Raw genomic sequence first — 24,925 nt, forward strand, 5'->3', positions numbered from 1 at the left:
TATATCATGAAGGAGATTAGGGAAATCGCCAACATGATTCCAAAGACCCGCCACCAAGTGCCTTTAACCAATTCGGTACTGCGGCGTAATGCGTTCCTCGCTGTGGTCTCTTCCAACATCACAGGCAGCGAATAGAGACCCCATCGAACTGAAAAATAGATTGCAAACGGAATACCGATAATTGTAATTGTTAAACCCCCGACAACTAACGACCAGAGGATTAAACTGCCGAGATACGTCCAAAACCGTTGCCACGCTCGTTGCAAAGCGATCCCTGGGAGAATCTCTCTCCCTAAATAGACGTGTGCACTCGCGTATGCCATAGACACCGCAACACTCAATAAGACAGCAAATACCAACATCACCAAACCTGTACCCATCGTGGCATCTGTCTCAAACAGAAACACAGAAATCAGATCGACACCAAATGATAAGACGAGATACACCATTCCGATTGTTACAAATAATCGGAAGTGGTTCCGATAGAAACTGAACATTCCGTCCAGAATATCCGTGAAATCCATCGGTTGTAGAGGTGTATTTTCGGTCTCACTGTTATTCACCTGCACTAAATCGTTGTGTTCTTGCATAATCTCCCACCTTTGAAAAGACTTATCGGAATACGCTTATTGTATCATAGACTGTGTCTGGTATCAAGAAAAGCAAGAAGTCGGGAATCGGAGTTCCCGCCTACAAGAATGGCAATCGGCAGTTAGCAGTCGGCGGTCGGTAAGAGGGTGTTCGTAACAATTCACCCGCTCTCGGAATATTCCAAGAAAAGTCAATTGTTACAGAATCCTTCTTTGCTGAGCACTGAAGGTTTCTGATCGGGAATCGGAGTTCCCGCCTACCGAAGAACTGAATGCCTCTGAATGTCGGACCCAATGCGTTGCCTCGAGCAAACAGGTGTGGTATACTCTATCTGTTATAGAACCTACACACAAAGGAGAAACCGGAATGCCCAGCAAGCGCGTGCGTTGGAAAGATAGATGCGTCCATCGGATAGTGTCCCTGTTCGGCTGGTGGTGTCGTCGTCTTCCGAGAGGGTGGGCACTGCGACTCGGAAATGGCGTTGGACTGCTGTGCTATTATCTCATCAAAAAACGCCGACAGATCGCCCTCAACAACCTACAAATTGCGTTCGGCAGTGACTTAACGCACTCGCAACGGACAGCAATCTGCAAGGGGAGTTTCATCAACGTTGGGAAAACCTGCATTGAGTTTCTCCGGACATCTGGGACGAAGTCTCTGTAGAGGGTGCAGAAAATCTCCACACCGCTTTGGCGGGTGGCAAAGGCGCGATTGTGTTCCTACCCCATTTCGGGAATTGGGAACTCCTATCCCTGGTATACGGTGCCCTGATTCCGGATCGAGCGAAAGCCATAGCGTTCCCGCTGAAAAACGCGCCACTTAACACCTATATCTGGCAACATCGCGAACAGATGAGTTTAAAACTGATTCCCCGGAAACGAGCGATCCGAGAGACACTGCGTGCTTTAAAAAACAACGAGGCAGTCGGTTTTTTTGCAGATCAGAACGCCGGTCGAGAAGGTGTCTTCGTCGATTTTCTGGGAAAACCTGCTTCAGCCGCTCGTGGTCCTGCTACATTAGCCCTCAAGACCGAGGCACCGCTCCTCTTCTCCCTCAGCCTCCGTCAACCAGACGACCGACATCATATCTATATCTCACCGCCAATTCATCCGATGCCCTCCGACGACTTTGAGAGAGACGTTGAAAGCTACACAACCCAGATGCTGAAACAATTGGAAGCCTATATCCATAAATATCCAGAACAGTGGCTGTGGCTCCATAACCGTTGGAAAACACAGCCACCTCCGTAAAAATTGTGTTGCATCAAAGCAGAATCCGTGTTAAAATAGAGGGAATTCTCAAAAACAGGGAAAACATTGCGTTAAATTAAAAACCGCAGAGGGAAAAATTCATGAAAAGATACACCTTGTCCTTCATCGTCTTAGTATTTGCTATCGGCATCCCGTTTCTGCTGATTAATCCGAGTGGAAAAGATGCGATAAGCGGAGACGAACGTGTCACGCGTGTGATGCTCACCGATGCCCTCACGACCGCGATCCGTATCGCCGAGAAAAATTACTACAAACCGATCGAAGACCCAAACGACATGTTCCGCGGCTCCATCAAAGGGGCACTCGCTTCCCTAAATGATCCCTACACGTATTACATCAAACGGCGCGACCACCAACGCGCTGTTGAAAATCTTTACAATGCCGAATTCGGGGGGCTTGGCATTCACATCTACAGTGATCATCGAGGATTTATTAAGATATCTAAACCGATCCCCCACACACCGGCTGCGCTCGCCAATCTCCAAGCAGGAGACTATATCACCAAAGTCAACGATAAACGGATTCATCTGAGCGAAAAAACCGGTATGACGCGGGACGATGTCGTCGATTTACTCAGAGGAAAAGCCGGCACTGATGTGACAATCACAGTCCAACGCAAATTTCTCGAACCTTTCGATGTAACGCTCACCCGTGCGATCGTTCCTATCAGGAGCGTGAAATCAACGCTGCTTGAGGGCAATATCGGTTACATTCAGATTTCAGGTTTCATCGGAAACAAGGACGGCACAGAAGTAGAGTTTAAAAACGCGCTTGCTGCACACCAAGCCGCCGATATGAAAGCCCTCATCTTGGATTTGCGGGACAATCAAGGTGGACTTCTGAATGCGGCATATCACATCGCCGATGCCTTTATTGACGAAGGGGTCATCGTGTCAACGAGGAGCGAAACGAATAGCCAATTTAATGAAAAATATGAGTCAACGTCCAACATTTTGTGTCCACCAGACCTCCCACTCGTTGTCCTCGTTAACGAATATAGCGCGAGTGCCTCCGAAATCGTAGCGGGTGCGATTAAGGATACCCGCCGGGGCATCCTCGTTGGAAAGAAAACTTACGGCAAAGGGGTGGTTCAAAAACGTTACGAACTCCCTGACGGCGGTTCACTGTCGCTGACGATCTCCACCTATTACACGCCAAACGGCTCCTCAATTAACGACGTGGGAATCACACCACAGGTCTCTATTGATCTTGAGGAACCCGATGAAATAGAACAGATAATGCTCAGAAAGGTCGATACAACGGATTCCGTCGAAAATTTTGTCTCAAAATGGATTGACGATGCGCATCAGACGCCGGGTGAAATGCCGAAGGATTTCTCTCAACTCGAACCTGAACTTCCGAAATTACAGCAAACGCTCAAAGAAGAAGAAAATATCACCGCCAGTCTCCGATGGCTGAAACTGCGGGCAGAGCGGCTCTTTAATCTATATGTCGGTATCGATCAGGTCGTCAATTTAGCATACGATCGACAATTGCAAGAAGCAATCCGTATCATTAATGCCGATGAAGTTGAAAAGTATCTCAACCCTTCACCGGAAGAAATCGAACCGCCTTCGACGACGCAAGCGAATGCCCCTCTGGAAGATGAGGTTATCACGGAAGAATAGTTGTCAGCAAGAATAGCAGTCGGCAGTCGGGGCGGGTTTTCTCCGAAAACCCTTTCGGCAGTCAAAAAGAGCGGATCGTTAAACGAGAACCTCTTAACCGACGCTTTCGGACAGCCGACAGCCATTCCAAAAACATGAATTCCAGAACCGCGAACCCACCCGATGTCATCAGAAAAAAAGCATTAATTGTCGGACTCATTCTGGTTGTCGTTAACGCGTATTGGGTAGGGATCGCGAGTGAACTCTGGTATGCCGTTTACACACTTGTTTCGCCGTTCTCCAACGCGGTTTTCACGCTATTTGTCCTCCTCGCGCTCAATGTCCTCCTCCATAAATTCTCACCACGTATCGCCTTCACTCCCGCAGAACTGCTACTCATCTATATTATGGTGACGATGGTGTCCACGATCTCTGGACACGCGATGATGGCGATCCTCATGGGGACGCTTGCGCATCCCTTCTGGTTCGCAAGTCCTGAAAACGAATGGGCACAACTTTTTCTACACCACATCCCGTCATGGCTCACCGTCTACGAGTTCGAGTGGTTATCGGGTTACTATGAAGGCGAATCGAGTATCTACTGGGCGGAACATCTCCGTATTTGGATTCGACCCGCACTTCTCTGGTCAGGATTTATCTTTCTACTCTACGGTTCACTGCTCTGTTTAGGGTTGTTCCTCCGTAAGCAGTGGATGGAACGCGAAAAGCTGAGTTTTCCGTTAACGCAATTGCCGTTGCAAATGACGACCAACCGCTCTTTTTTCCGTTCCCGCACCCTCTGGTTCGGATTCGGAATCGCCGCACTCCTTCGCGTGATGGCTGGGTTGCACGATATTTTTCCCGTCATCCCGGCATTGCCACCCAACTATCGGCTTGATCGACACTTCACGGAACGCCCTTGGAACGCGATCGGTTATGCCTCAATGTCCTTTAACCTTGCCATCGTCGGATTAACCTACTTCATGCCGCTTGACCTCGCGTTCTCGACGTGGTTCTTCTTCTGGCTCACCCGTGCGGAACGCGTGATTGCCAGCGCAGTCGGGGTCACAAACATCAACATCTTGCATTTCAACGACCGCGCTTCTGGTGCCTGGGTGGGTATTGCCGTGCTGACGCTCTGGATGAGTCGTCGGCACTTCGCCCGATTCTTTCGACATGTGATTGGAACCGAACGTGGAGACGACGGCAACGAACCCTTCTCCTATCGGACAACAGCAGTCCTGACCGTGCTGAGTGTAGGGCTCGTCTTTGGGTTCTGCTATGCGGCGGGTATGTCGTTGTGGGCAATCAGTGTATTTTATGCCTTATTTATAGCGTTCGCCATCGCGATAGGACGTGTCCGCGCGGAGCTCGGTCCGCCTTACCATGAAGTCATCGGTATCAATCCACGACAGATGATGGTGAGTATGTTCGGAACACGACAATTGGGCGCTCCAAACCTGACTGTCATGACGTTTCTTTACGCATTTAACCGTTGCAACCGTTCACACCCAATGCCGAACCAGATTGAATCCCTACGGATTGGGGAACGTTCAGGGATGCCCGGCAAAACCTTAATCTTGGGAATGGCACTCGCCATCGCAGTCGGTGCGTTGGCGACGTTCTGGACGTATTTGCAAGTCGCTTATCAGTACGGTGTATTGGCGCAATGCCAAGGCGTTGTTGGACGCTTCGGCTGGGAGAGTTTCAACCCACTTCAGAGTTGGTTACAGCATCCGAAAGAACCGGATGTGAGCGCGATGCTCTTTATGAGTGGCGGGTTCGTCTTTGTGTTTCTTCTTAATTTTCTACGGACACGCTTGTTATGGTGGACGCTACATCCGTCGGGTTATGTGCTTTCAGGTGCGTCATGGGGTGGACTCATCTACTTCTGGTTCCCCGTCATGGTGAGTTGGCTCATCAAGTTTATGATTCTCCGATTTTCGGGTTGGCAAACGTATCGTAAAGCGATCCCGTTCTTCCTCGGCTTGGTTTTGGGGGACTATATTCCGCGGAGCATTCTGAGTCTCATCAGTTTTGCATTGCATTTATATATGCCGTCGTCCGGTGCGGGTCATACGCTTTAGGGTTGGCTATCAGCAATCGGCGGTCAGCGGTCAGTTATCGGCTGTCGGCAGTCAGCGGTCAGTAGGCATGAAGCAGGGCGCGGGTTTCCAAAACGTAAACTTATTTTCGGATTTTACTATAATTTGACAAAACGGACATTTCACCATACAATTACTATACGCCGACAGGAACCAAACCCATCGACAGTCAAGACGAGACGGAAACCGAATGCCGATACAATTACTCACCGTAAACGCACTCACAAAAGCGTTCGTAGCTAACCAACCGCCAATTGTTAAAAACATAAGTTTCAGCGTCCATACGGGCGAGATTTTCGCACTTTTGGGACCCAGCGGTTGCGGCAAAACTACTACTTTGCGCCTCATCGCCGGTTTTGAGCAAGCAGACACCGGCACCATTGCTATGGCAGAACGCACACTCGTCGACAGCGATACGCACGTCCCGCCTGAATCGCGCGGCATCGGCTTTGTGTTTCAGGACTATGCCCTCTTTCCACACAAAAACGTGCTTGAAAACGTCGCTTTCGGTCTCCGACAGGTATCGAAAAAGACACGACAGACAAGGGCATTTGAAGTGCTGGATATGGTCGGCATGACGCATCTACAGTCGCGTTTACCACACCATCTTTCTGGCGGCGAGCAGCAGCGGGTCGCATTGGCGCGCGCGATCATCGCACGTCCGAAACTCCTCCTCTTAGACGAACCTTTTTCCAGTCTCGATCCGGGGTTACGGCAGTCTACCCGTGAGGAGGTCCGCGCGCTCTTGAAAGCGGAAGGGATTAGTGCAGTGCTCGTCACACACGCGCAGGAGGAGGCATTGAGTTTCGCTGAGCGGTTGGGTGTGATGAAAGAAGGCACGCTTGAACAGATTGGGACACCAGAGGCGGTGTACCGACATCCGAAAACGGCTTATGTCGCAGATTTTCTCGGACAGACAAACTTCATTCGCGCAGACATCAAAGACGGGATCGCAGAAACGCCGTTCGGACGTGTAAAAGTGGAAGGGGCTGAGAGTGGGAACGCACTTCTCTCTATCCGACCTGAATGTTTGCAGATGCTGGCCTCTGACGCGCAAAGCAGCACCAAAAATGGGCGTGTCGTTGGACAGGCGTTTAAAGGGCACGATTTCACATATCAGGTCGAGATGGACAGACAGCAGTATTTCGTTCAGACCGACTACCGCTGTCCGTTTCAGATAGGGGACACGGTTGTGTTGAAAGCAGAATCGGCGGTAGCGGTTACGCCTGAATCGGATTAATTTTACAGGGGATTAATGCTATAATTATACTTTATAGGCACATCCCTGAAAATTACTAACGAACTCGATCCGAGGGAGAAAATCATGGGAAAAATTAAGAAGGTCGAAATTCATGACAAGATATTTGAGGAAACTTATACCGTCCATATCCAAAGAAACGGTACGAATTGGCTTGGGTGGATTCCGGAGGTTCCAAAAGTCAAGTGTGAGGAACCTACAGAGGCAGTGCTACTGAAAACCCTCGAAAAAAAACTTCATGAGGTCCTTGTCGCCGAAGAAGAGGCTTGGGAAAAGCAGTTTGAGGCAGATGTGAAAACTGGGAAACTTGATAAACTTCGAGAGGAAGCCCTGGCAGATGTCCGATCAAGAAAATTCAAATATCTATAAATCAAGGAGAGCCTGAGGTCATAGAGGTTGTGGGCAGCCACAAGGACTGCCCCTACAAGATGTCAACAAGGATATGACTATTGGTCAGCCAGAATTACAAGGGGATATCGGGCGGTGGCATTTGAAGACGAGAGTGGGCAGCCACAAGGACTGCCCCTACAAGATGTCAACATATTTGAGGTTGTGGGCAGCCACAAGGACTGCCCCTACAAGATGTCAACATATTTTCGGATTTACTATAGTTGCGAAAATAAAGCAGAAGCACAAATTACAACATATCTCGGATCTCATCAATCCCCTGAATCATTCGTGTGAATGCCTCAACCAACCGATCGATTTCCGCATGCACTGCGGCATCATCACCCTCCTCCAGCGCATCAAGCACTCCAGGAAAAACGACCGCTGCGTAGCCGGTATTGAGACCGGGTGCATAGATAAGATGTTTAAACCAAGGCCGTAACGGCAAGCCTGTCTCACTCGTCAGACGCCGCTCCAATTGGTACAATCGCTGGTTTATTTCCGAAATCTCGGAGAGATCGTCAGAAGCGAGGTAACGCGACAACTCTCGATTGAGTCTCCCTGCCGATTGCTGCCACTCTGTGAGCAGACCGTCTAACTCCTTAACATCTTTGGCAATCTTGTTCTTTGAGCCAGAATTTTGCAACAGTTTCACAGGGGTCATGAGGTCTGTCGCATACGTCTCGTAGTCGAAGGGTAAAATATCGGCATTGGCAAGTTGCAGCGCAAGCGTGCCCCAGATCCGTGCCATCGCCGCCTGATACTGAAAGGTCGGATCCCCGAAGTGTTCCATCCAGTAGAAGTTATCCTGCATGGCATGGTACACCCCATAAGAACCCCCGAACCCCATGCTGACAGCAGGGATCCCTGCATGCCCGACAAACGGCGAATGATCGGAACCACTGCCGAGGTTACCGATCTGCGGAATCTCTTTGCCTTGCGCGGTTTTCCAACTCTTGTAAACCGGTTTCAGTGTTGCCGGATCAACGACATTCTGGGTTACTTCGCGCATGAGTTCCCGCAGCGAGGGCGTTGCGCTCACATAGAACCGCCCCCCCGTTGCGGCGATGTCTACATTGAGGTATGCGATTGTTTTCTGCTGGAGCGTCGCTTTCAAGTCCTCAACCCATTCCGTTGAACCGAGGATACCGAATTCTTCAGCGTCCCATGAGGCAAAAACAATCGTCCGCTTCGGACGTGTTCCGGCTTTGGCAAGTTCCCCCAAACACTGTGCGACCTCCAAGAGTGAGGTAGTGCCGCTGCCAGGGTCTGCTGCCCCATAAATCCAAGCATCGTGATGGTTGCCCAAAATCACCCACTGATCTGGATATTCCGTTCCCTCTAAAGTTGCAATAACATTATAGATGGGGCGGATGCTGTGTTCACAACGCACCTTGATGCGCGCTTTCGAAGGTCCGGGTCCAATGTGATAGGCAAAAGGTAAGCCACCTTGCCATGCGGACGGCACATTCGGACCTGCGAGTGTATTTAGAAACAGTTCGGCATCTCGATACGCCAGAGGCACCACAGGAATTTCAGGAAGATCTGTCGCTTCATCGAATGAGAGTCTATCGGCATCTTTCGTTGCCGCCCAACCGGGTGTCAGTGGATCGCTGGCGTGCTGAAAGATATACTTGACGGTCCCGCGTTGTATCGCATCATCCGAACGCCACGGACCCCGAGGATACACATCACCACGCACGTATCCATCGTCCGCCGGATCGGAGTATAGAATCAAACCGACTGCCCCGTTATCACCAGCAACTTTAGCCTTCACACCGCGATAACTGCCGCCATATCGGGCGATACAAATTTTACCTTCCACCGAAATGCCTTGATCGGCGAGAATTTCGTAGTCCTCAGGTAACCCTTTATTAACATAGATGAGTTCCGCCGTGACATCCCCATCGGGTGAATAGGCGTTGTACCCGGGTACTATTTCTGTTTCATAAGAATCTTTGTCCCATTCCCAACTCGCTTCTTTGTTGACAGCAAGATGTTGGAGAGGCGAGAGGAGTTCTACGTGCACTTCAAGCGGATGTGGAAGATAAACATGATATTCGTATATCTGCACCTGTAAACCGTAGTTTTCATATTCGCTCTGAAGATATTCTGCTATCTTGCGGCTATTCTCTGTACCGGCAAGGTGCGGTTCCTCAGTCAAATAACGCAATTTATGTTGGCATCTTTCCGCTGAAACGAGATTCTTAAAACGGGTCTCATATTGCCTTTGCGTTGCGGCACTCTCTGCGGTGAACCCACGCATCCCCAAAACATCATGAGAAGAAAGTGCAAGCGTAACAAAAATAAAGATAAAGTAAAACTGTGGTCTCCAAGTCCGCGATAGCAGATGAGACATATTTATTAGCGTTGTAATAAGTCATTACCCCCTTCTGTTTTATGAATAAGAAAATGATAACACATTTCCCGCGCGTTTTCACTATATTTTTTCCCGCTTTTTTGAATTTACTATAATTGTCCGAATCAGGATTTACTGGATTCAAGGATTTACAAGATTATGGAGCCTTCTTGATTATAGTAAAGTTTAGAATTAATTAGACACTCTAAAGAGGCGAGGATATTAGAGGAAACACCCTCGCCAGCGGTGGGGCGGGTTCTTTCACTGAACAACTGTTTACATATTTTTCGACCTTACTATAAAAAATGTCTTTTATCCTCCTAAAAATTGACACAATGGGGCATAATTTGTTACAATAGAAGTGTAATCATAATTGTTTGCAAGGATGATTTAAATGGATGCTAAAATACTCATTGTTGAAGACGAACGCGATATTGTAGATTTACTGCGGTACAATCTACAAGAAGCAGGTTTTGAAACAGATTACGTTCGGAACGGGGCAGATGCTCTTCATCGGGCTGTCGAAAGACCGCCAGACCTCATTCTGTTAGACTTGATGCTCCCAGAGGTGGACGGACTGATTGTCTGTCGGTTACTCAAGAACGATCCACGGACGAAAAACATTCCGATTGTGATGGTAACGGCGAAGACCGAAGCGCGCGACCGGGTGGCGGGATTGGAACTCGGTGCAGACGATTACATCACAAAACCCTTTAGTCCGCGAGAGGTCGTCCTCCGTGTATCGGCTGTGTTACGTCGCATTCAAACCGGTAAACAGACAGAGAGCACCAAACAGATTGAAACGCATGGACTTACAATTGATCTGGACAAACATCAAGTTTTGACAGAAAACGGCACAATCGATCTCACAGCAACTGAATTCAAACTTATTACGTTATTCGCGCGTTCACCAGGACGCGTCTTTACCCGCGATATTCTCATGGACGTAATATGGGGAGAAGAGTATTACGGAATTGATAGGACAGTAGATACGCACGTCAGTCGTCTTCGCCGTAAGCTTGGGGAATTCGGCAAGCATATTGAGACGGTGCATGGGGTTGGGTATCGGTTCAAGGAAGTTAGTTAAGGATTGGCAAGTGCTTTCAAGCGAGAGGCAACCTTTAAGGCTTCCTCCCGCATTGAAGTGGATATGTAGCGTTAATATATTAGATTCTGCTGTTGCACCTACGGGAACTGTATTCCCTGTTTTCGGCACACCTTTCGGATTTTGTTAACCGCACCGCCTATCTGTTTCCCGTTCCGCGTAACACCAAAAAGATGTTGACTGACAACACGGCGGGAAATACCGAGAATGTTCCCAATCTCCTCTTGCGTTTTACCTTTATAGAAGTAGAGTTGAATACATTCGGCTTGGCGTTTGGTTAATTCTCTCGCGATAATCCGACGAATCTGTTCGAGGACTGCCCGCCGTTTCGCACGACGCGCCTCTACATATTCGTCATCGGGTGTCCGATACCAGAAATAGTCCTCGGTAGTCAATTGATCGAAATACTCCGGTGGGACCGGAATTTCCCAAAAGTCGGGATTGAACTTGGGCATAGATAAAGCAACTCCGTCAAATGCGGGCGATCGCGCCTATGCCTTAATCAATTATCGATAAAGGTCAGAGGCACCATCGCCATAACTGAATACTTTCAGGTGAAATACGGCGTGGTTTATTGACAACATAATGGCTACCTCCTTATCCTCCCTATTGTTTGTGCTTGGAAACGGTGCAAGGGGGTCAACAACGTTTCGTAAAGACCGCCTTTTGCAAAACCGTATGTGATCGTATCCTAAATAGTTTACCAAAAAATAGAAAAATATGCCATAAAAATTCGGTTCAGTCCGCGACGCGTAGCAAATATCGCGCGCTACCCGAACATAGCGTGTTTAAGTCCCTTTCCAAAGAGTGCGACACTCAGTGTCACACCCGCAAGGGCGTAACACTAAGTGTCACACCTCCTCTGGTTTGCTAACATAACAAATACCTCCTTTTTCCGCGATACAGCGGCAATAGGATACCATCGTCATAAAAATGACAATGATTCACCTAAACACATTTTCGGATGCACTTTTTGGTATTTCTATAAAAAAAATTATTCTTCGGGGTCAAAAAACACGCTAAGTGGAGCACTCAAGTGTGGAGCAACGTTCTCTTCATCTATCGACTTCTCGCCGCTCCATTCGCTACGCTCAATGCCCATCGTGTAAGCCTGTTCTACGGTGTCGGTATAACTGAGGTATTGAAAGCCTGCATTCTCAAAACATATCAGGGCGGGTCCGTTATCAGGAGCTACTTGTAGTGTGATGTGTTCAGCCCCGAGTCGTTCAAAGGCATAGTTTACGACTTCAAGGAGTGCATCGGTGCCGTATCCACGAGCGCGATAATCCGGTCGAACGATGACGAATTTGAGGGTAACAGTGTCTACATCATAGTGAAGGAGGGTAAATCCGATGAGAAGGTGAGTCGTCCGGACCTCAATAGCCAGCGCGTGCGTCCGTTCATTTTCCATCCAACGGTTCCAATCTTCGAGAAACGTTTCAAATGACACCTGCGTCTCGTAGAGGAACTTCCTGATACCCGGACGGTTTATCCATCCCCAAATTCGGCGAAGCTCATTTTCAGTAATCTTACGGAGACGAATGCCGCCCCCGTGAAGCCGTTCCAACTGACGCAACTGACTTCTCAAGCCTTCCAACTGCGCCGAGTGTGCGCCGACTTGCGCCCCTGCAGCTCGGATCATACGTTGATTCGGACGATCCATGAATTGCGCTTGCTTTACGCGGTTCTGGAAATATCCAAGTTTCTGTTCACTCCTTTCAATAATACGCATCAAGTTCTGAATGGCATCTTCCCATTTCCGCAGGTCAGCGTTTACGTCGTCGCGTGTTTCGGTCGGTTCTTCTCTTATCAGTTCTTTTCTTATCTGAGTTTCGTTCATATCTCCCTTCCTTGAATCCAGAGATCCGGAGATAACTTTCATATCGGATCGGACTAATATCCCGAGTTTCGACCGCCTGCTTGACAGCACACGCAGGTTCATGTTGGTGCGTACATGCGGCGAATTTGCACTCCGGAATATAGGGTCGCATCTCCGGAAAATGAATATCTAACCCCTGTTCTTCATCAATTTCAAGCAAGCCGAGGGTTCGGATACCGGGAGTGTCCGCGACGAACCCGCCGAATTCAAGTGGCAGTAGCATGACCTCTGTTGTCGTATGCCGTCCTTTATGGATACGTGTATCCACTTCACCGGTGCGTAATTCGAGTCCGGGTTGCACGGCATTGAGCAGAGACGATTTCCCAACCCCCGATGAACCTACAATTGCAGAAATGTTATCCCGCATCACCTCCCGCAATTCTTCAACCCCCACACCTGTCACGATACTTGTATAAACCACTTTATACCCTAATTCTTCATATAATTTGAGTTCCCGCTGAACATTCTCGAATTTCGCCAAATCAAGTTTGTTAATACAGATAACCGGTTCAACACCAGATGCCTCCGCGGTGACGAGAAATCTGTCAAGCATTCGCAACTTGAGTGTCGGATGCCGCGCTGCAAAGATAACGAGTAGCATATCTAAGTTAGCAACAATCACCTGTCGCCAACCGTCCATGCGAATACGTCCAAACTGGGTATCACGGGGCAGACATTCCTCGATGTACCCACTCTCCGCTGTGGACACAGCAGGTGAAATGCGTACCCGGTCGCCAACAGCGACGAGATCCACGTATGGCATCTCCTTTGTCTCAGCGAGTCGCCGTTTCTCATCTTCAATGAGGTGGTGGCGTAAGGCACAAGTGTAGCTGCGCTTGCCAACTTGCACCTCATAAGCACCACTTATCGATTTTATGACAATGCCTTCCATAGTCTGATCCAAAGGTAGCATCAAAGAAACTCCTCAGGCAACATACCTAAGCCCCTGGATTTCGCCAGACAATGCGTCCTCGCGTCAAGTCATAAGGAGAAAGTTCCACGGTAACCTGATCGCCAGGAAGCACCCAAATTTTGTGCTGCATGAGTTTGCCAGCGAGGTATGCCACAACTTTATAGTCATTATCTTCTAATTTCACCTGAAATAGGTTCCCGGGTAGGGATTCAAGGACAGTTCCGAGGACGCGGATCGCCGCGTCTTTAGAGGCTTCACGGGTTTTGGATGTCACAGTTGCAATTTTCATTTTCTATTCTCCTCTTTTTTCGATGATTATTAGTTACCTTTAACATTATATTGGATGCACTTAATCAACGAATTGTTCGGAAAAAAGTTGACATCCAGCGAGAAAAGTTATAAAATACAGGCATGGGAGATTCCATTTCGAGTTTTTAAATAAAAGGAGAAAAAATAATGAGCCAAGCCTTACCGCTTGTCGCCTATCCTAATCTCGAGGGTCAAGTCAAGGCGATGGAGGCGGACGGATACGCCTATCTACCGAAGGTTATCAAAGGCGAACAACTTGCGGAACTGCGTGATGCGATGGATCGGTTAACGGCAATTCCTGAGAGTTTTGATCGGCACGGCACACCAGAGAATGGTAACGGTTTCCTTAACAAACATATTAACAACGCCTTCAACCGCGACCCCGTCTTCCTACGATACCTTGATCGGTCTCCGGTTATCGAATTGGCAGAGGCAGTACACGGCGAGGATTGCCACGTCATCGGTATGACCGCATGGGTAACAGGTCCCGGTCGTCCCGACCAAGGGTTACACGCAGATTGGCTGCCGATCCCCTTACCTGCAGACCTTCTTGAAGATCCACGCGTCAAGGTGCCCATTTTCATCACAACTGCACACTATTACTTGGATGACCTTTACGAGGACCTCGGTCCAACGAAGTTCATCCCCGGCAGCCATCTTTCCGGACGGAGACCCGACGGCGCGACGGAATGGAAAGGCGCGACAGAAAAGAGTATCCTCTGTAATTCTGGCGATGTTGTGCTTTTCCGAAGCGAAGTCTGGCACCGCGGCACAGCGAACCGTAGCGAGCAGACTCGCTACTTATTACAGGTGCATTACGCGAATCGGATGATCACTCAGAAATTCCCACCCTACCTGAATCGGTTTCAGTTCAATGAGGAAATCTTGGAGCAGGCAACGGAACGTCAACAGCGATTAATGGGCAATCACCGCCCCGGTGCCTACGATTGATCCCAAATTTTTCAGAGAACAATAACCTCCACCGAGGATAACAGTTTCCTTTGAGTAGAAAAGAGACCATCGGGACACCGCCAACACCAAGCGTTATTAGCGAGGAGCCACATGGAAAAATTATTGCTCTCAGTTTGCTCCTCGCGTTTCTTTGGGGCGGGAATTCGCCCTCCATAAAAATCGGCTTGGAAGATTTCCCGCCAATGGCGCTGGCGTTCCTCCGTTTCGTGATTGGGCTTGTCGTTATTGGAGGGTGGGCAGTCTATCGCGGTGTCTCACTTCGCTTGCGCAAGGGTGAACTCCCTCGATTGCTGTTGCTCACAACAATCTTCATCCTCCAAATTATCTGCTTAAACACCGGCACCCTCTACACGACAGCCTCCCGCTCCACCATCTTCATTAACGTCTATCCGTTTTTCACTGCGCTGTTTGCGCATTTCTGGATTCCCGGCGAACGCCTCTCTGTTCCAAAGACCTTGGGGATTATAGTCGCCTTCAGTGGTGTTTTCGTAACGGTTGCCCCGAACCTCGGAGAAGGTGAAACGAGCGTCCTCGGCGACATCATTGTGCTTGTAAGCGGATGTTTTTTAGGACTCCGCGTCGTCGTGACGAAACTGCTCATCCAATCTATCCACCCCTATCGACTCTTGGCGTGGCTGCTCACCTTGAGTCTCCCGTGTTATGTCGCCATGAGTCTACTTTTTGAGCGTGGACTGCCGATGCAACTGACACTCAGAAGTAGTGCCGCGTTGCTTTATCAAGGGGGTGTTATCGCGGGTTTCTGTTTTCTGGCGTGGACTTCAGTGCTTGAAAGGTATAGTGCGAGTAAACTCGTTGTGCTCTTTTTCGCGACGCCATTGTCGGGAGTTGTGTTTAGCTACGTGTTTTTAGGGGACGAGTTGACGCTTAGCTTATTGGTAGGTGCCGTTCTCGTGGCAGCTGGGATTTATCTGGTGAATATGCGGCGTTGATTATTCTTCGGGCCATTCAAGAAGTTCCGTCCAAACCGTCCAAGAATTTACCACCATGTTTTCATCAATAGCTTTTATACGCATCCTAAGAAGATAGAACTTTGAATAGTCGTATCCATCAGGGAGAGATAAATCTTCGGGCTGAAATAACTCATCTTTTATGTAGAGTACCCAAAACGATACGAAACCCCTACCAACTCGCAGGGAAGCTGTAACATAGTGAGATGCATCCGCTAAGAATTGCTTTCTGAAATTCGTGATAACTGGAGCCTTAACACGGATAGTTACGACCCTACCTACGTAGGTGTTTCTCGCGTTCTCTGGATCTACTTCTATGTCCTTAGCCATCTTAGCAAAGGTCAGAGTCTCTCTATCATGTTTGCTCGGTTCGCCGACTTGTTTAGGGACACATGCCATTAGCGTAGATAGCATGAAAACCCCGATTATCGCTAAATACTTCACGTAGATGCTCCTTTGTAAGCAAAAAATCTTTTTTATGTTGTTGGTATACTGTGTCGGCTTAGGTGCGGTTCAACTGACGGCTCTATTCACCAAACCCGAACCGGACTATCAGCGTCATAACGCCTAAGTTGCTGGCGATAGAGCCTGCGGTTACAAATATTTTGCGGAGTAATACTGTTCTTGATTTATAGGCGTGGGTATAAGCCTCAATATATTCCGGGGATTTGCCGAGAAGTCGCTCCGGGGGTGGTATTACCTTGTGTGGGTACCTGAAAACAGCAATTGGCACGGCGCAAACACCGAAAAGGACAGAACCTGCGAGCATGAAATTCATAACTGGGTCCCCCTAACATATATCCGCCGACACAACCGAGGAGGCACCCCGCAGTACTCCCCGCTGCGCCTAACACAAACCACTTGGCTTTTAACATATCTGACATATCAACACTCGCATCGGCTTCTGCTTGCGCTTGCACGGAATCCTGTTGTGCCAGACTGACAGGCATCGTGCTGAAAATCAGTAGGATTGCCATGAGAAGGACAGATATACGGAACATGTGGCTTCCTCTGTTATCTATGTTCTGGAAAGCGTATAGCATATCGCACAGAAATTTTGGAGCCGGTTTTTTGGATGAAATTAACACGAACAGATACCTCGGTTTATTTTCGTATGTAGGTTGGATTCAACGCATCTATTTTTCTCCCGTGTCCTTTTTTATTTAAGCTGAACTCAAAGTCGCTATCCGTGAGACCCGAGACAGGAAATAGTGACTCGACAACGGTTTCGAGTAGCCAATACTCGCCGCGGGTAAATCGTGGTTCCATACTGTTAGTTCTTTTGAAATTATTACCACCCAACTCCTGTTCGTTTCGGGGTGGTATCCCCCTTTTCGCTTCAGCCGATTTTACTAAATCGCACAAGGTAATGGGCGTACCACCAGACTGCCCATAGTACGCGCGGGTTTGTGTTGGCAAGGTTTATTGCTTTTCAAGCAAGCGTTGTACCTCCGACTTGTAGGACGTATCAGGGAAGTGCACCAGCAGCCGTCCAAATACCCGTTGGGCAGCTACCTCATCCCCGAGTTCCAAATACACTTCACCAAGCCCGAACAAGGTTTCTTCATAGAAGTCTATACCAAGGAAATGATACCCAAACTCTCGCAGATCCGCCTCAACTCGCACCTCAAACTTCGCAAATACCCGTTGGGCGGCGACAGCATCCCCAAGTTCCAAATACACTTTACCAAGCGGATACAAGGCTTCCGCTCTGTCGTAACTGGGGAGGAGGGTTTCAATTCGCGCCTCAAGCTGCGCGAACACCCGTTGGGCGGCGCATTTATCCGCGAGTTCCAAATACGTTTTCCCAAGCGCGAAGAAGGTATCTGCAGTGAAGTCGCTCTCGTACTCATTTTGTTGGAGGATTTCAAGGAGTGCCTCAAATTTTGCGCGTGCTTCCTCATAGTGTTCCTGCTTGAAAAGGATGTAGCCCCAAAGATAGATCGCATCCGCTTGATCGAAAGGATGTATAGCGGTTTGGTAGCTCTCCCTGGCTGCTGCTTCTGCTTTGATATAGAAGGAAACATCGCCTTCGGTTTCTGCCAACTTGGCATAGCAAAAAGCGATATCGTATTTCAACCCTGTTGGGAATTCGACATCGATGACCTTTCTACCAAAGGCGGTTTGAGGGTGTTTTTTAGAAACTTTCTCATACTTCGCGAGTGCCGCCTTGTATTTACCTCTATCTCGCAGATCTTTGGCTTTATACAGATCCGAGTAGGGATTTGGGCTATGGAAAGTAGACGGAAAAAGATACCCACACCCGAACAATCCTACCGCGAGAACTCCTACAAGGCCTCCGCCGAAGACCTTTATTACAATGGACATAATGATCTCCTTTTTGCTCGCCTCTTGGATAAAGACTAAAAAATCAACTCGGTAATTTATTGACGATATCCGGTCATGCCTCATTGACGAGGTTAGGCCCCTCGCCAGCAAAGGACTGCGTAAGTCTTAACTAATAGAGTTTCAGGGCATCTCCCCTATTAATTGAGCTAATTGAGCGAGAGCCTGACCGACAATATTCCAGCCGTTGGGGGGTACCAGTTCCATCCAAACGGATGATAAACCACAGATCTTCTGGTAGGACCAAAGACATATCAAATGTCCAAATCTCAGCGATATAAAGTTGTTCGGGTTCAAGCGGTTGGGGTTTCACTTTCTGTTGATAGCCCAGTGGCACTTCCCCGTAAGTCAAACAAGAGAGGACTAGGGTTGACCGCCGTAAAGTATCAGAGACTTTATATCTTAGGTTCCAAACCATTTCCCCCTTGTTCCCCTGCCAGTTGAACTCGGGTCGCTTTTTATCTTCAGGAGAACTTAGCACTGTCCAAACCGTGATACTTTTAATGCCTGATTGTTCTTGAAAATATCGCCCCTGATACGCGCAGAACGTCGGCTGTACCACTGTCGATCCCGAATCGACATGAGCAATGCTAAACACCATCTCCGGCGTGCAGCCAATACAAACCAAGATGCAAGTGATGAGAAGGCTCACGAGTGCGATGGTGATACCGACTCTCTTTTTCATTTTATCTACCTCCGGATATTCAAGACGGGTTCCCTCGATTCATTGTCGTCTTATGCTGTTTCCTCTTTTATCGTTTTTCTGGAAAGCGTATAGCATATATTACAGAAATTTTGTAGCCTAAACTCAACAAAACCCAGGGCATTCCGTCCCTTGATGCAATCTCTAAAAGGTACTTGCGTACAGCAGCAGCATCGCAAGGACAAAGCCTACGTTGCCAGCGATAGAGCCTTTCGTTACGAGTGTTTTGCGGAGCGAGGCGGTTTCCGATTTATAGATTTGGGTATAAGCCTCGATATACTCAGGGGATTTTCCGAGGAGCCGCTCGGGGGGTGGCATCGCGTTGTGGGGATACATGTGCACACCGATCGGCACTGCCAAACCACCCAGAAGGATAGCAAATCCGGCAGCACAACCCGCCTGTTCGGGAGTAGGTATAAGCAAAATATCAGACCCTCCATACAGATCCAACCTTGCTCCTAATAAACATCCTCCGGCACAACCGAGGAGACACCCCGCAGTGCTCCCCAACCCTCCTAACAGGGACCACATAGTTTCTGACATACCTGACATATCGGCTTTTGCATCCGCTTTCGCCTGGGCTTGCACGGCATCCTGTTGTGCGAGACTGACAGGCATCGTGCCGAAAATTAGTAGGATTGCCATGAGAAGGACAGATATACGGAACATAGAGCATCTCCTTGAAGTGTTGCGAATTCGTAAATAGTTCGGTTTCCTAATTGCTATCTATTAGCAATATTATCCAGCAGTAGCATCGCGCCGACACCTAAGTTAGCGGTGATGGACCCTGCGGTTACCCATCTTTTCCGAAGCGATATTGTTTTGGATCTGTAAGCCTGAAGGTAGACTTCGATGTCGCTCTAGGGGCGGACTTGGATTATGAGGATATATGAAAATAGCGGTTGGCACTGTCAAGACCCCGCAAAGGATAGCACCTGTAATGGTGCAACTTTCCAGCGGGTCGTCAGAGATAAAAGATATACAGTTCGTCTCTAAACACCCACCGATGAGTAACCCGAATAAAAATCCTCCAGTCCCGCCAGCAGCACACCCTACGGTACTACCCATCAGGCCTGACGTAAACCACAAACTTTCTCTCATATCGCGGTTTACGTCCGTATGGGCATCGGCTTCTGCTTGTGCTTGCAGGGACTGCTGCTGCGCGAGACTAACAGGCATCGTGCTGAAAACCAGGAGCGTTGCCATGAAAAAGACGGGTATATGGGACATCAGGTTTCCTCTTTTATCTCTGTTCTGGAAGTTGAAATAGTCACGTCCACCTCATTTTCGGCAGAGATCAGTCCCGAGGCGATGAGGCGATGGAGTGTCTCTATGAGTGCGGTGCGCGTTAACCCATGCCCTTTTTTATTCAGGGTGACCTCAATATCGTTATCCATGAGATCAGCGACTGGAAATCGACTTTCAACGGTGGTTTCAAGTATCCAATACTCGCCGCGTGTAAATCTTGGTTCCATTATGCTTCCTCCTTGTGAAATTACCATTATGTTGACTTCGGTTCGTTTTGGGATGGTATCCATTTTTTCGCTTCAGCCGATTTGACTAAATCCCGCAAATAAAGCGGCGTCAGAGAATAATAAGGCTCATTTAGTTTTTCCCTGTTAAACACCAAGTAGTAGAGTAAAACATATACGTAAAATGGGTCCCACGCCTCTGGACCGAAATATTCGTATGGCTCAATCTCACTCATATTTTCGATCTCAAACGCTTCACAAAACGCCTCAAGCAGTTCATAGCCATCGTCACCGGCTATCCCTAAATCGTCCGCCAAGTGTGTATCTGGCGTGAGTTCTTCTTCTGAGACCCAAGTCTGTTCTGCTATCAAAGCCTTGACGCAAGTGTAAAGTTCGGGATTTATTTCTTCTTGAGGCTGTCTCTCTCCGAGAGTATTCCCACAGTGTGGACACCTGATAGTCTTTTTTCCTATCGCTTTTGCACAGTAAGGGCATTTCGGGCGTGAGAAAATTCCTATCACCAGATAAAGAAAATTAACAATAGTCGTAATACCGTCAAACAGAACCACGAGAATAAAAAGAGAAAGAATAAAAGCCTTAACAGATTCCATCTATATCTCCGCTCCGTTATTCGCGTTGGTTTCTGGGACTATATTCACTGCTTTCTAAGAAAACGCTTTTCTATCGCATCCTTGAACCGCGAGTGAAGGTACGAGTCCGGGAATTTTTCCAGAAGCTGCTTATATATCCGTCGTGCGGCAATTTCATCACCGAGTTCCAAATACCCCTCCCCAAGCATATACCACTCATACGCAAGGTTGCCACCGTGGAATCCACTTTGTCTGACTATCTCAAGGTGCGGTTCAATCCGCTCAAATATCCGTCGTGCGGCGGTTTCATCCCCCAGTTTCAGATACCCCTCCCCAAGTACATACAAGGCATACTCAAGGTTGCGGGCATACTCCTCACTTTGCAAAGTTATCTCAAGTAGCTCCTCAAGCTGTCCAAATGTCCGTCGTGCGGCGGCTTCATCCGCCAGTTCCAAATACATTTCCCCAAGGTTGGACAAGGCCTTCTCAAGTAAGGGATCACTGATCCTATTCTGCAAGGCTCTCTCAAGTCGTTCAGTGAACTGCTTCAATGCCCGTGGTACGGCGGCTTCATCTCCCAGTTCCACATACGTTTTTTCAAGGTTGGACAAGGCCTCCTTAAAGAGGAAATCATGGAATCCACGCTGTAGGGATATCTCAAGTAACTCTTCGTATTTGGCACGTGCCTCCTCATAGCGTGCTTGCTTGAACAGGATATAGCCCCAAAGGTAGAGGATCTCTACCTGATCTGACTGGAGTATCGCCGTTTGGTAACTCTCTTTGACGGCATCTTCGGCTTTGATATAAAAGGAAACATTCGCTTCCGTTTCTGCCACTTTGGCATAGCAAAAAGCGATACAGTATTTGAACTGCGCAACGTAGCTGACATCAATAACCTTTCTGGGGCGCGGACGAATTTTAAATGCTTGCTCATACTTCTCAACCGCCGCCCTATATTCACCCTCCCATCGCAGGGATTCCGCTTCAGCGTACAGATCGATGTACTGATTCGTCAGTGTATTGGACTTATACGGAAAAAGGCATCCACACCCGAGCAGCCCCAGCGTGAAAACGCCAACAACGCTTCTGCATAACATTTTTATCAAAACATTCATAGTGATCTCCGCGACAACCGCATCCGTGAACCCACCCACGTCCCATACCATTGAACTTGCAGATTCTACAGGACTTACGCAAAACTACAGAATTTGATTGGTGATTGCGCAATCGGTGCGGTTAGGAAACCGCACCTACCGGGGAAGTGCGTAAGTCCTATTAGGTTTACCTATTACTTCCGAGAAAGCACTTTAATCGAGGCTCAGATGAGACCGCATCTGATGAAAAATACCGTCCCACATAGCGGGGATCCCGAAGCAACATTCCAATCGGTCAGGGTCACCTGCCTCATTCAAACGAATAATAAATCTCAGCGGTGCTGTTCGTCTGGAATAATACGCGGCATCCACCGAGAGAATATAAAGTTGTTCGGGCTCGAGAGGTAACGCTTTTACTTTCTCTTCATAGCCGGATGGCACTTCCCCGTACGTCAGACACAATACAGGGGGTGCCAACAGCCACTGAAAGAGTCCGATAAAGAAATTATCAGCATCACGGTATTTTAATTCGAGTTCCCAAACCGTTTGCCCATTGTTCTGTATCGCGTCTAACTCCCATGGGACCTTCTCTTTAGAGAAACGATCCATTTTCTCAACTGTAATACGCCCAATGTGCGATCGTTCTTGAAAATATAGATCCTTATACATACAGACTGTCGGTTCCATCAACGCCGACCGTGGATCAATGGTAATAAATCCAGGAAGAGGTGTGCATCCAGCGAGAAAAAAACAGCTGATGAGAATGCCAATGAGCAGAATAATAACAATACCGATCCTATTTTTCATTATGTTCCCTCCGGTGGTATCCACCTTTTCACTTCAGCCGATTTTACTAAATCCCGCAAGTAAAGCGGTGTGCAACAATCAGCCTCTCTTAGCTTTTCTCTGTGAAATAATAAGTAATAGAGATCCACATACCCTTGAAACAGATTGCACCCCTCTCCACCGAAATATTCATAGGGATTAATCTCACACGTATTTTGGATATCGAATTCTTCACAAAACGTCTCAAGCAGTTCATAACCATCGTCACCAGCTATCCCTAAGTCGATTAATAACGTGTCTGGATTGAGTTTTTCCTCTGATATCGCGTAAAGTTCGGGATCCATTTCTTTTTGCGGTTTCTCCTCCGTCAAGGAACTCTCACAGTGCGGACACCTAATAGCCTTTTTTTCTATCGCTTTTGCACAGTTGGGACATTTCGGTGCCGAGAAAAGTTTCAAGAAAAGTTCGTAGATAGATATAATTATCGCTGAAAAAACAGTGACAATCAGAGAAATGAAGAGAAACAGAACCATCGCACCACAAACAAGGACAAAAACAGATCTTGAGATCCAGTATAAGAGGATCGTTGTGCATAATAGCACACCACAAACAAGGACCCAAAAAGACCTAACAGATTTCATCTATATCCCCACTCCTGCGATACAATTAAGGAACCCCCCCTCGTATATTCTCAGAAAATATACAGCCAACCCACCATGAGACCGCACCCCGCAGCAGCCCCAGCAGAGGCTGCTATCAGCTGTCTGGATCGCATTTTTTTGCTGTATGTATTGAGGTAAGCCTTGACATATTCAGGGTGCTTCCCGATCAATCTTTCAATCGGTGGGTGTGGCGGGGTGTTGTAGTGCTTAAGAAGCGCGAGAAAAAAAGGGGAGGCCCCCACAGCAATAAGCGTGCACCCCACCGCTTCTGGCATGTTAGAGTAGAAATCATCAGTGATGCACCCCGTCATCAGCCCAGACATCCCGCCAGCAAAAACTGATCCCATTCCCATGCCAAAAGGCGTAAGCACTGTCATAACCTTACCCGCATCCTTTTTCGCATCAGATCCCGCCTTAAGACGCAGTGCATTTACGTTTTCTCCCCCTAAAGGCTCTTGCGCGAAGGTCAGAAGTGGAACAACAAGCGTTAGTAAAATTATGAAAAAGCAGCCTTTGTTGATGTGTCCCTTGATTTCTGTCATCAGTTGTAATCTTTTCTTTGTTAAATTTTATTGTGTCAGGACTTACGCAAATTAAGCAAATATCGGACATTTAGACGTAAAAAGCGGTAATTTTCGTCCTTTAAACCCCCTAAATCTCCCTTATCAGGGGGACTTTAAGAGGGAATGCGTAAGTCCTATGTGTAATATAATCAGTGGAATGCAATTAGTAATACATCTCCAAAAGTATACGCCCAAACTGTTATGAGACCGCATCCCGCAGCAGCACCAGCAGAGACTGCTATCAGCTGTCTGAATCGCATTTTTTCCCTGTATGCATCAACGTAAGCCCTGACATATTCAGGGTGTTTCCCAATCAATCTTTCAATCGGCGGGTGTGGAGCGGTGTCATAGCGTTCAAGGGCGAGTATAATAGGTAAACACCCCGCAATAGTAAGTGCAGTGCCCCCAACATCTGATCCGACAGAAGGCACTGCGCGAAGCGTCAGCGCCAGACACGTTCCGCTAGCGAAAACTGATCCCATCCCCGTGATAAAAGGTGCTGGCTTTCTCATATCCTCATCTGCATCCTTTTTCGCATCAGATTCCGCAGCTTTAAGACGCAGCGCATTTACGTCCTCTACCCTTAAAGGCTCTTGCGCGAAGGTAAGAAGTGGAGCAATAAGCGTTAGCAAAATTATTAGAAAGAAGCGTTTCATTTCCCTACCTCCAAGGGACTCTACGACCCTCATTTCGTACAGTGTTCAGAAACTTTTCCATAGGACTTGTCCATTCTCAATCACAAGTTCTTGATGTCTTAGTTGTTAAAAGCATTTGCAACGACGACCAAGTCAAGCACGTTTACCGCTCCATCGCCGTTGACATCGGGATCGGTTTCCCCAAAAGCGTTAGCGACAATGACTAAATCCAAGATATTAACAACACCATCGGCGTTCACATCTGCTGGCGGAGAGACTTCTAACCCCGATTCGGATTTCAGATAAATCTCACCATCTAAATCTGCAAGCACATGCTCTGCGTCCCGAAG

Annotated in this window: 29 protein-coding genes; 9 read left to right on the top strand and 20 right to left on the bottom strand. The window is 48.0% G+C overall.

The genetic code is table 11. The features are described from left to right. A partial coding sequence (locus J4G07_19715) for a hypothetical protein (GenBank protein MCE2416218.1) occupies window positions 1-590 on the bottom strand: 590 nt, incomplete at its 3' end. A 367-nt stretch (window positions 591-957) separates the two neighbouring features. Here J4G07_19715 and J4G07_19720 point away from each other — a divergent pair. From J4G07_19720 to J4G07_19745, 6 genes are all read left to right on the top strand, one after another. Then, window positions 958-1,254: a hypothetical protein gene (locus J4G07_19720; GenBank protein MCE2416219.1), complete on the top strand. Its 297-nt coding sequence runs from the start codon at window positions 958-960 to the stop codon at window positions 1,252-1,254. Between the two features lie 26 nt (window positions 1,255-1,280). After that, on the top strand, window positions 1,281-1,841 hold the full coding sequence (locus J4G07_19725) for a lysophospholipid acyltransferase family protein (protein MCE2416220.1): 561 nt from the start codon (window positions 1,281-1,283) through the stop codon (window positions 1,839-1,841). A 101-nt stretch (window positions 1,842-1,942) separates the two neighbouring features. Further along, entirely contained in the window at window positions 1,943-3,490 is a 1,548-nt protein-coding gene (locus J4G07_19730; GenBank protein MCE2416221.1) for a S41 family peptidase, read from the top strand. 134 nt (window positions 3,491-3,624) lie between these two features. Next, window positions 3,625-5,556: a hypothetical protein gene (locus J4G07_19735; protein ID MCE2416222.1), complete on the top strand. Its 1,932-nt coding sequence runs from the start codon at window positions 3,625-3,627 to the stop codon at window positions 5,554-5,556. Between the two features lie 208 nt (window positions 5,557-5,764). Next, window positions 5,765-6,814, top strand: coding sequence for an ABC transporter ATP-binding protein (locus J4G07_19740; GenBank protein ID MCE2416223.1), 1,050 nt, complete (start codon window positions 5,765-5,767; stop codon window positions 6,812-6,814). 84 nt (window positions 6,815-6,898) lie between these two features. After that, a complete protein-coding gene (locus J4G07_19745; GenBank protein ID MCE2416224.1) occupies window positions 6,899-7,201 on the top strand; it encodes a hypothetical protein in 303 nt (100 codons plus the stop codon). 268 nt (window positions 7,202-7,469) lie between these two features. Here J4G07_19745 and J4G07_19750 read toward each other — a convergent pair whose 3' ends face one another. Then, window positions 7,470-9,392, bottom strand: a complete 1,923-nt coding sequence (locus J4G07_19750) for a M28 family peptidase (protein MCE2416225.1) — start codon at window positions 9,390-9,392, stop codon at window positions 7,470-7,472. A 580-nt stretch (window positions 9,393-9,972) separates the two neighbouring features. On the opposite strand from J4G07_19750, the gene J4G07_19755 reads away from it, so the two are divergent. Beyond that, a complete protein-coding gene (locus J4G07_19755; protein MCE2416226.1) occupies window positions 9,973-10,665 on the top strand; it encodes a response regulator in 693 nt (230 codons plus the stop codon). Window positions 10,666-10,763: 98 nt separating this feature from the next. Here the strand turns inward: J4G07_19755 and J4G07_19760 are convergent, their stop codons facing one another. The 4 genes from J4G07_19760 to infA form a co-directional block, all read right to left on the bottom strand. After that, window positions 10,764-11,138, bottom strand: a complete 375-nt coding sequence (locus J4G07_19760; GenBank protein MCE2416227.1) for a hypothetical protein — start codon at window positions 11,136-11,138, stop codon at window positions 10,764-10,766. A 539-nt stretch (window positions 11,139-11,677) separates the two neighbouring features. Then, window positions 11,678-12,523, bottom strand: coding sequence for a GNAT family N-acetyltransferase (locus tag J4G07_19765; protein MCE2416228.1), 846 nt, complete (start codon window positions 12,521-12,523; stop codon window positions 11,678-11,680). Further along, entirely contained in the window at window positions 12,450-13,475 is a 1,026-nt protein-coding gene (gene rsgA / locus J4G07_19770; protein MCE2416229.1) for a ribosome small subunit-dependent GTPase A, read from the bottom strand. The genes J4G07_19765 and rsgA overlap by 74 nt, the downstream gene beginning before the upstream one ends. Window positions 13,476-13,500: 25 nt before the next feature. After that, on the bottom strand, window positions 13,501-13,764 hold the full coding sequence (gene infA / locus J4G07_19775; GenBank protein MCE2416230.1) for a translation initiation factor IF-1: 264 nt from the start codon (window positions 13,762-13,764) through the stop codon (window positions 13,501-13,503). A 167-nt stretch (window positions 13,765-13,931) separates the two neighbouring features. Between infA and J4G07_19780 the strand changes: the two genes are divergently transcribed. Then, complete coding sequence (locus tag J4G07_19780; protein MCE2416231.1) at window positions 13,932-14,735, top strand: phytanoyl-CoA dioxygenase family protein; 804 nt, start codon at window positions 13,932-13,934, stop codon at window positions 14,733-14,735. 50 nt (window positions 14,736-14,785) lie between these two features. Beyond that, window positions 14,786-15,706 carry a DMT family transporter gene (locus tag J4G07_19785; protein MCE2416232.1) on the top strand — a complete coding sequence of 307 codons (921 nt, stop codon included), beginning with the start codon at window positions 14,786-14,788 and terminating at the stop codon, window positions 15,704-15,706. Here the strand turns inward: J4G07_19785 and J4G07_19790 are convergent, their stop codons facing one another. From J4G07_19790 to J4G07_19855, 14 genes are all read right to left on the bottom strand, one after another. Further along, window positions 15,707-16,168, bottom strand: a complete 462-nt coding sequence (locus J4G07_19790) for a hypothetical protein (protein MCE2416233.1) — start codon at window positions 16,166-16,168, stop codon at window positions 15,707-15,709. A 206-nt stretch (window positions 16,169-16,374) separates the two neighbouring features. Then, window positions 16,375-16,725, bottom strand: coding sequence for a hypothetical protein (locus J4G07_19795; protein MCE2416234.1), 351 nt, complete (start codon window positions 16,723-16,725; stop codon window positions 16,375-16,377). A 421-nt stretch (window positions 16,726-17,146) separates the two neighbouring features. After that, a complete protein-coding gene (locus J4G07_19800) occupies window positions 17,147-18,052 on the bottom strand; it encodes a tetratricopeptide repeat protein (protein MCE2416235.1) in 906 nt (301 codons plus the stop codon). A gap of 130 nt (window positions 18,053-18,182) precedes the next feature. Beyond that, window positions 18,183-18,755 (bottom strand): hypothetical protein, encoded by a 573-nt coding sequence (locus tag J4G07_19805; GenBank protein ID MCE2416236.1) that lies wholly within the window; start codon window positions 18,753-18,755, stop codon window positions 18,183-18,185. A gap of 162 nt (window positions 18,756-18,917) precedes the next feature. After that, the gene (locus J4G07_19810) at window positions 18,918-19,442 is read right to left on the bottom strand and encodes a hypothetical protein (GenBank protein MCE2416237.1); all 525 of its coding nucleotides are present in this window, start codon (window positions 19,440-19,442) and stop codon (window positions 18,918-18,920) included. Window positions 19,443-19,544: 102 nt separating this feature from the next. Continuing rightward, window positions 19,545-20,003: a hypothetical protein gene (locus J4G07_19815; GenBank protein ID MCE2416238.1), complete on the bottom strand. Its 459-nt coding sequence runs from the start codon at window positions 20,001-20,003 to the stop codon at window positions 19,545-19,547. Continuing rightward, on the bottom strand, window positions 20,003-20,248 hold the full coding sequence (locus J4G07_19820) for a hypothetical protein (protein ID MCE2416239.1): 246 nt from the start codon (window positions 20,246-20,248) through the stop codon (window positions 20,003-20,005). Before J4G07_19820 ends, J4G07_19815 begins: the two co-directional genes overlap by 1 nt. Window positions 20,249-20,274: 26 nt before the next feature. Next, a complete protein-coding gene (locus tag J4G07_19825) occupies window positions 20,275-20,856 on the bottom strand; it encodes a DUF1493 family protein (GenBank protein ID MCE2416240.1) in 582 nt (193 codons plus the stop codon). Window positions 20,857-20,900: 44 nt separating this feature from the next. Then, entirely contained in the window at window positions 20,901-21,950 is a 1,050-nt protein-coding gene (locus J4G07_19830; protein ID MCE2416241.1) for a tetratricopeptide repeat protein, read from the bottom strand. Window positions 21,951-22,142: 192 nt separating this feature from the next. Beyond that, complete coding sequence (locus J4G07_19835; protein MCE2416242.1) at window positions 22,143-22,736, bottom strand: hypothetical protein; 594 nt, start codon at window positions 22,734-22,736, stop codon at window positions 22,143-22,145. After that, window positions 22,736-23,059, bottom strand: a complete 324-nt coding sequence (locus tag J4G07_19840; protein ID MCE2416243.1) for a DUF1493 family protein — start codon at window positions 23,057-23,059, stop codon at window positions 22,736-22,738. The genes J4G07_19835 and J4G07_19840 overlap by 1 nt, the downstream gene beginning before the upstream one ends. A gap of 347 nt (window positions 23,060-23,406) precedes the next feature. Beyond that, window positions 23,407-23,919: a hypothetical protein gene (locus J4G07_19845; protein ID MCE2416244.1), complete on the bottom strand. Its 513-nt coding sequence runs from the start codon at window positions 23,917-23,919 to the stop codon at window positions 23,407-23,409. Between the two features lie 170 nt (window positions 23,920-24,089). Further along, window positions 24,090-24,596 (bottom strand): hypothetical protein, encoded by a 507-nt coding sequence (locus J4G07_19850; GenBank protein ID MCE2416245.1) that lies wholly within the window; start codon window positions 24,594-24,596, stop codon window positions 24,090-24,092. Window positions 24,597-24,694: 98 nt separating this feature from the next. Then, window positions 24,695-24,925, bottom strand: a 231-nt coding sequence (locus J4G07_19855; GenBank protein MCE2416246.1) for a hypothetical protein, incomplete at its 5' end; no start/stop codon positions are given.

The organism is Candidatus Poribacteria bacterium (assembly GCA_021295715.1).
Lineage (GTDB): Bacteria > Poribacteria > WGA-4E > WGA-4E > WGA-3G > WGA-3G.

What these genes read in the sequence shown, in the direction of transcription:
- J4G07_19755 (MCE2416226.1), top strand. Translation starts at nt 9,973, where the DNA reads ATGGATGCTAAAATACTCATTGTTGAAGACGAACGCGATATTGTAGAT.
- J4G07_19760 (MCE2416227.1), bottom strand. Translation starts at nt 11,138, where the DNA reads ATGCCCAAGTTCAATCCCGACTTTTGGGAAATTCCGGTCCCACCGGAG.
- J4G07_19815 (MCE2416238.1), bottom strand. Translation starts at nt 20,003, where the DNA reads ATGTCCCATATACCCGTCTTTTTCATGGCAACGCTCCTGGTTTTCAGC.
- J4G07_19800 (MCE2416235.1), bottom strand. Translation starts at nt 18,052, where the DNA reads ATGTCCATTGTAATAAAGGTCTTCGGCGGAGGCCTTGTAGGAGTTCTC.
- J4G07_19730 (MCE2416221.1), top strand. Translation starts at nt 1,943, where the DNA reads ATGAAAAGATACACCTTGTCCTTCATCGTCTTAGTATTTGCTATCGGC.
- J4G07_19845 (MCE2416244.1), bottom strand. Translation starts at nt 23,919, where the DNA reads ATGACAGAAATCAAGGGACACATCAACAAAGGCTGCTTTTTCATAATT.
- J4G07_19850 (MCE2416245.1), bottom strand. Translation starts at nt 24,596, where the DNA reads ATGAAACGCTTCTTTCTAATAATTTTGCTAACGCTTATTGCTCCACTT.
- J4G07_19765 (MCE2416228.1), bottom strand. Translation starts at nt 12,523, where the DNA reads ATGAACGAAACTCAGATAAGAAAAGAACTGATAAGAGAAGAACCGACC.
- J4G07_19805 (MCE2416236.1), bottom strand. Translation starts at nt 18,755, where the DNA reads ATGAAAAAGAGAGTCGGTATCACCATCGCACTCGTGAGCCTTCTCATC.
- J4G07_19835 (MCE2416242.1), bottom strand. Translation starts at nt 22,736, where the DNA reads ATGAAAAATAGGATCGGTATTGTTATTATTCTGCTCATTGGCATTCTC.
- J4G07_19840 (MCE2416243.1), bottom strand. Translation starts at nt 23,059, where the DNA reads ATGGATCCCGAACTTTACGCGATATCAGAGGAAAAACTCAATCCAGAC.
- J4G07_19720 (MCE2416219.1), top strand. Translation starts at nt 958, where the DNA reads ATGCCCAGCAAGCGCGTGCGTTGGAAAGATAGATGCGTCCATCGGATA.
- J4G07_19745 (MCE2416224.1), top strand. Translation starts at nt 6,899, where the DNA reads ATGGGAAAAATTAAGAAGGTCGAAATTCATGACAAGATATTTGAGGAA.
- rsgA (MCE2416229.1), bottom strand. Translation starts at nt 13,475, where the DNA reads ATGCTACCTTTGGATCAGACTATGGAAGGCATTGTCATAAAATCGATA.
- J4G07_19735 (MCE2416222.1), top strand. Translation starts at nt 3,625, where the DNA reads ATGAATTCCAGAACCGCGAACCCACCCGATGTCATCAGAAAAAAAGCA.
- J4G07_19830 (MCE2416241.1), bottom strand. Translation starts at nt 21,950, where the DNA reads ATGAATGTTTTGATAAAAATGTTATGCAGAAGCGTTGTTGGCGTTTTC.
- J4G07_19820 (MCE2416239.1), bottom strand. Translation starts at nt 20,248, where the DNA reads ATGGAACCAAGATTTACACGCGGCGAGTATTGGATACTTGAAACCACC.
- J4G07_19780 (MCE2416231.1), top strand. Translation starts at nt 13,932, where the DNA reads ATGAGCCAAGCCTTACCGCTTGTCGCCTATCCTAATCTCGAGGGTCAA.
- J4G07_19825 (MCE2416240.1), bottom strand. Translation starts at nt 20,856, where the DNA reads ATGGAATCTGTTAAGGCTTTTATTCTTTCTCTTTTTATTCTCGTGGTT.
- J4G07_19740 (MCE2416223.1), top strand. Translation starts at nt 5,765, where the DNA reads ATGCCGATACAATTACTCACCGTAAACGCACTCACAAAAGCGTTCGTA.
- infA (MCE2416230.1), bottom strand. Translation starts at nt 13,764, where the DNA reads ATGAAAATTGCAACTGTGACATCCAAAACCCGTGAAGCCTCTAAAGAC.
- J4G07_19795 (MCE2416234.1), bottom strand. Translation starts at nt 16,725, where the DNA reads ATGTTCCGTATATCTGTCCTTCTCATGGCAATCCTACTGATTTTCAGC.
- J4G07_19810 (MCE2416237.1), bottom strand. Translation starts at nt 19,442, where the DNA reads ATGTTCCGTATATCTGTCCTTCTCATGGCAATCCTACTAATTTTCGGC.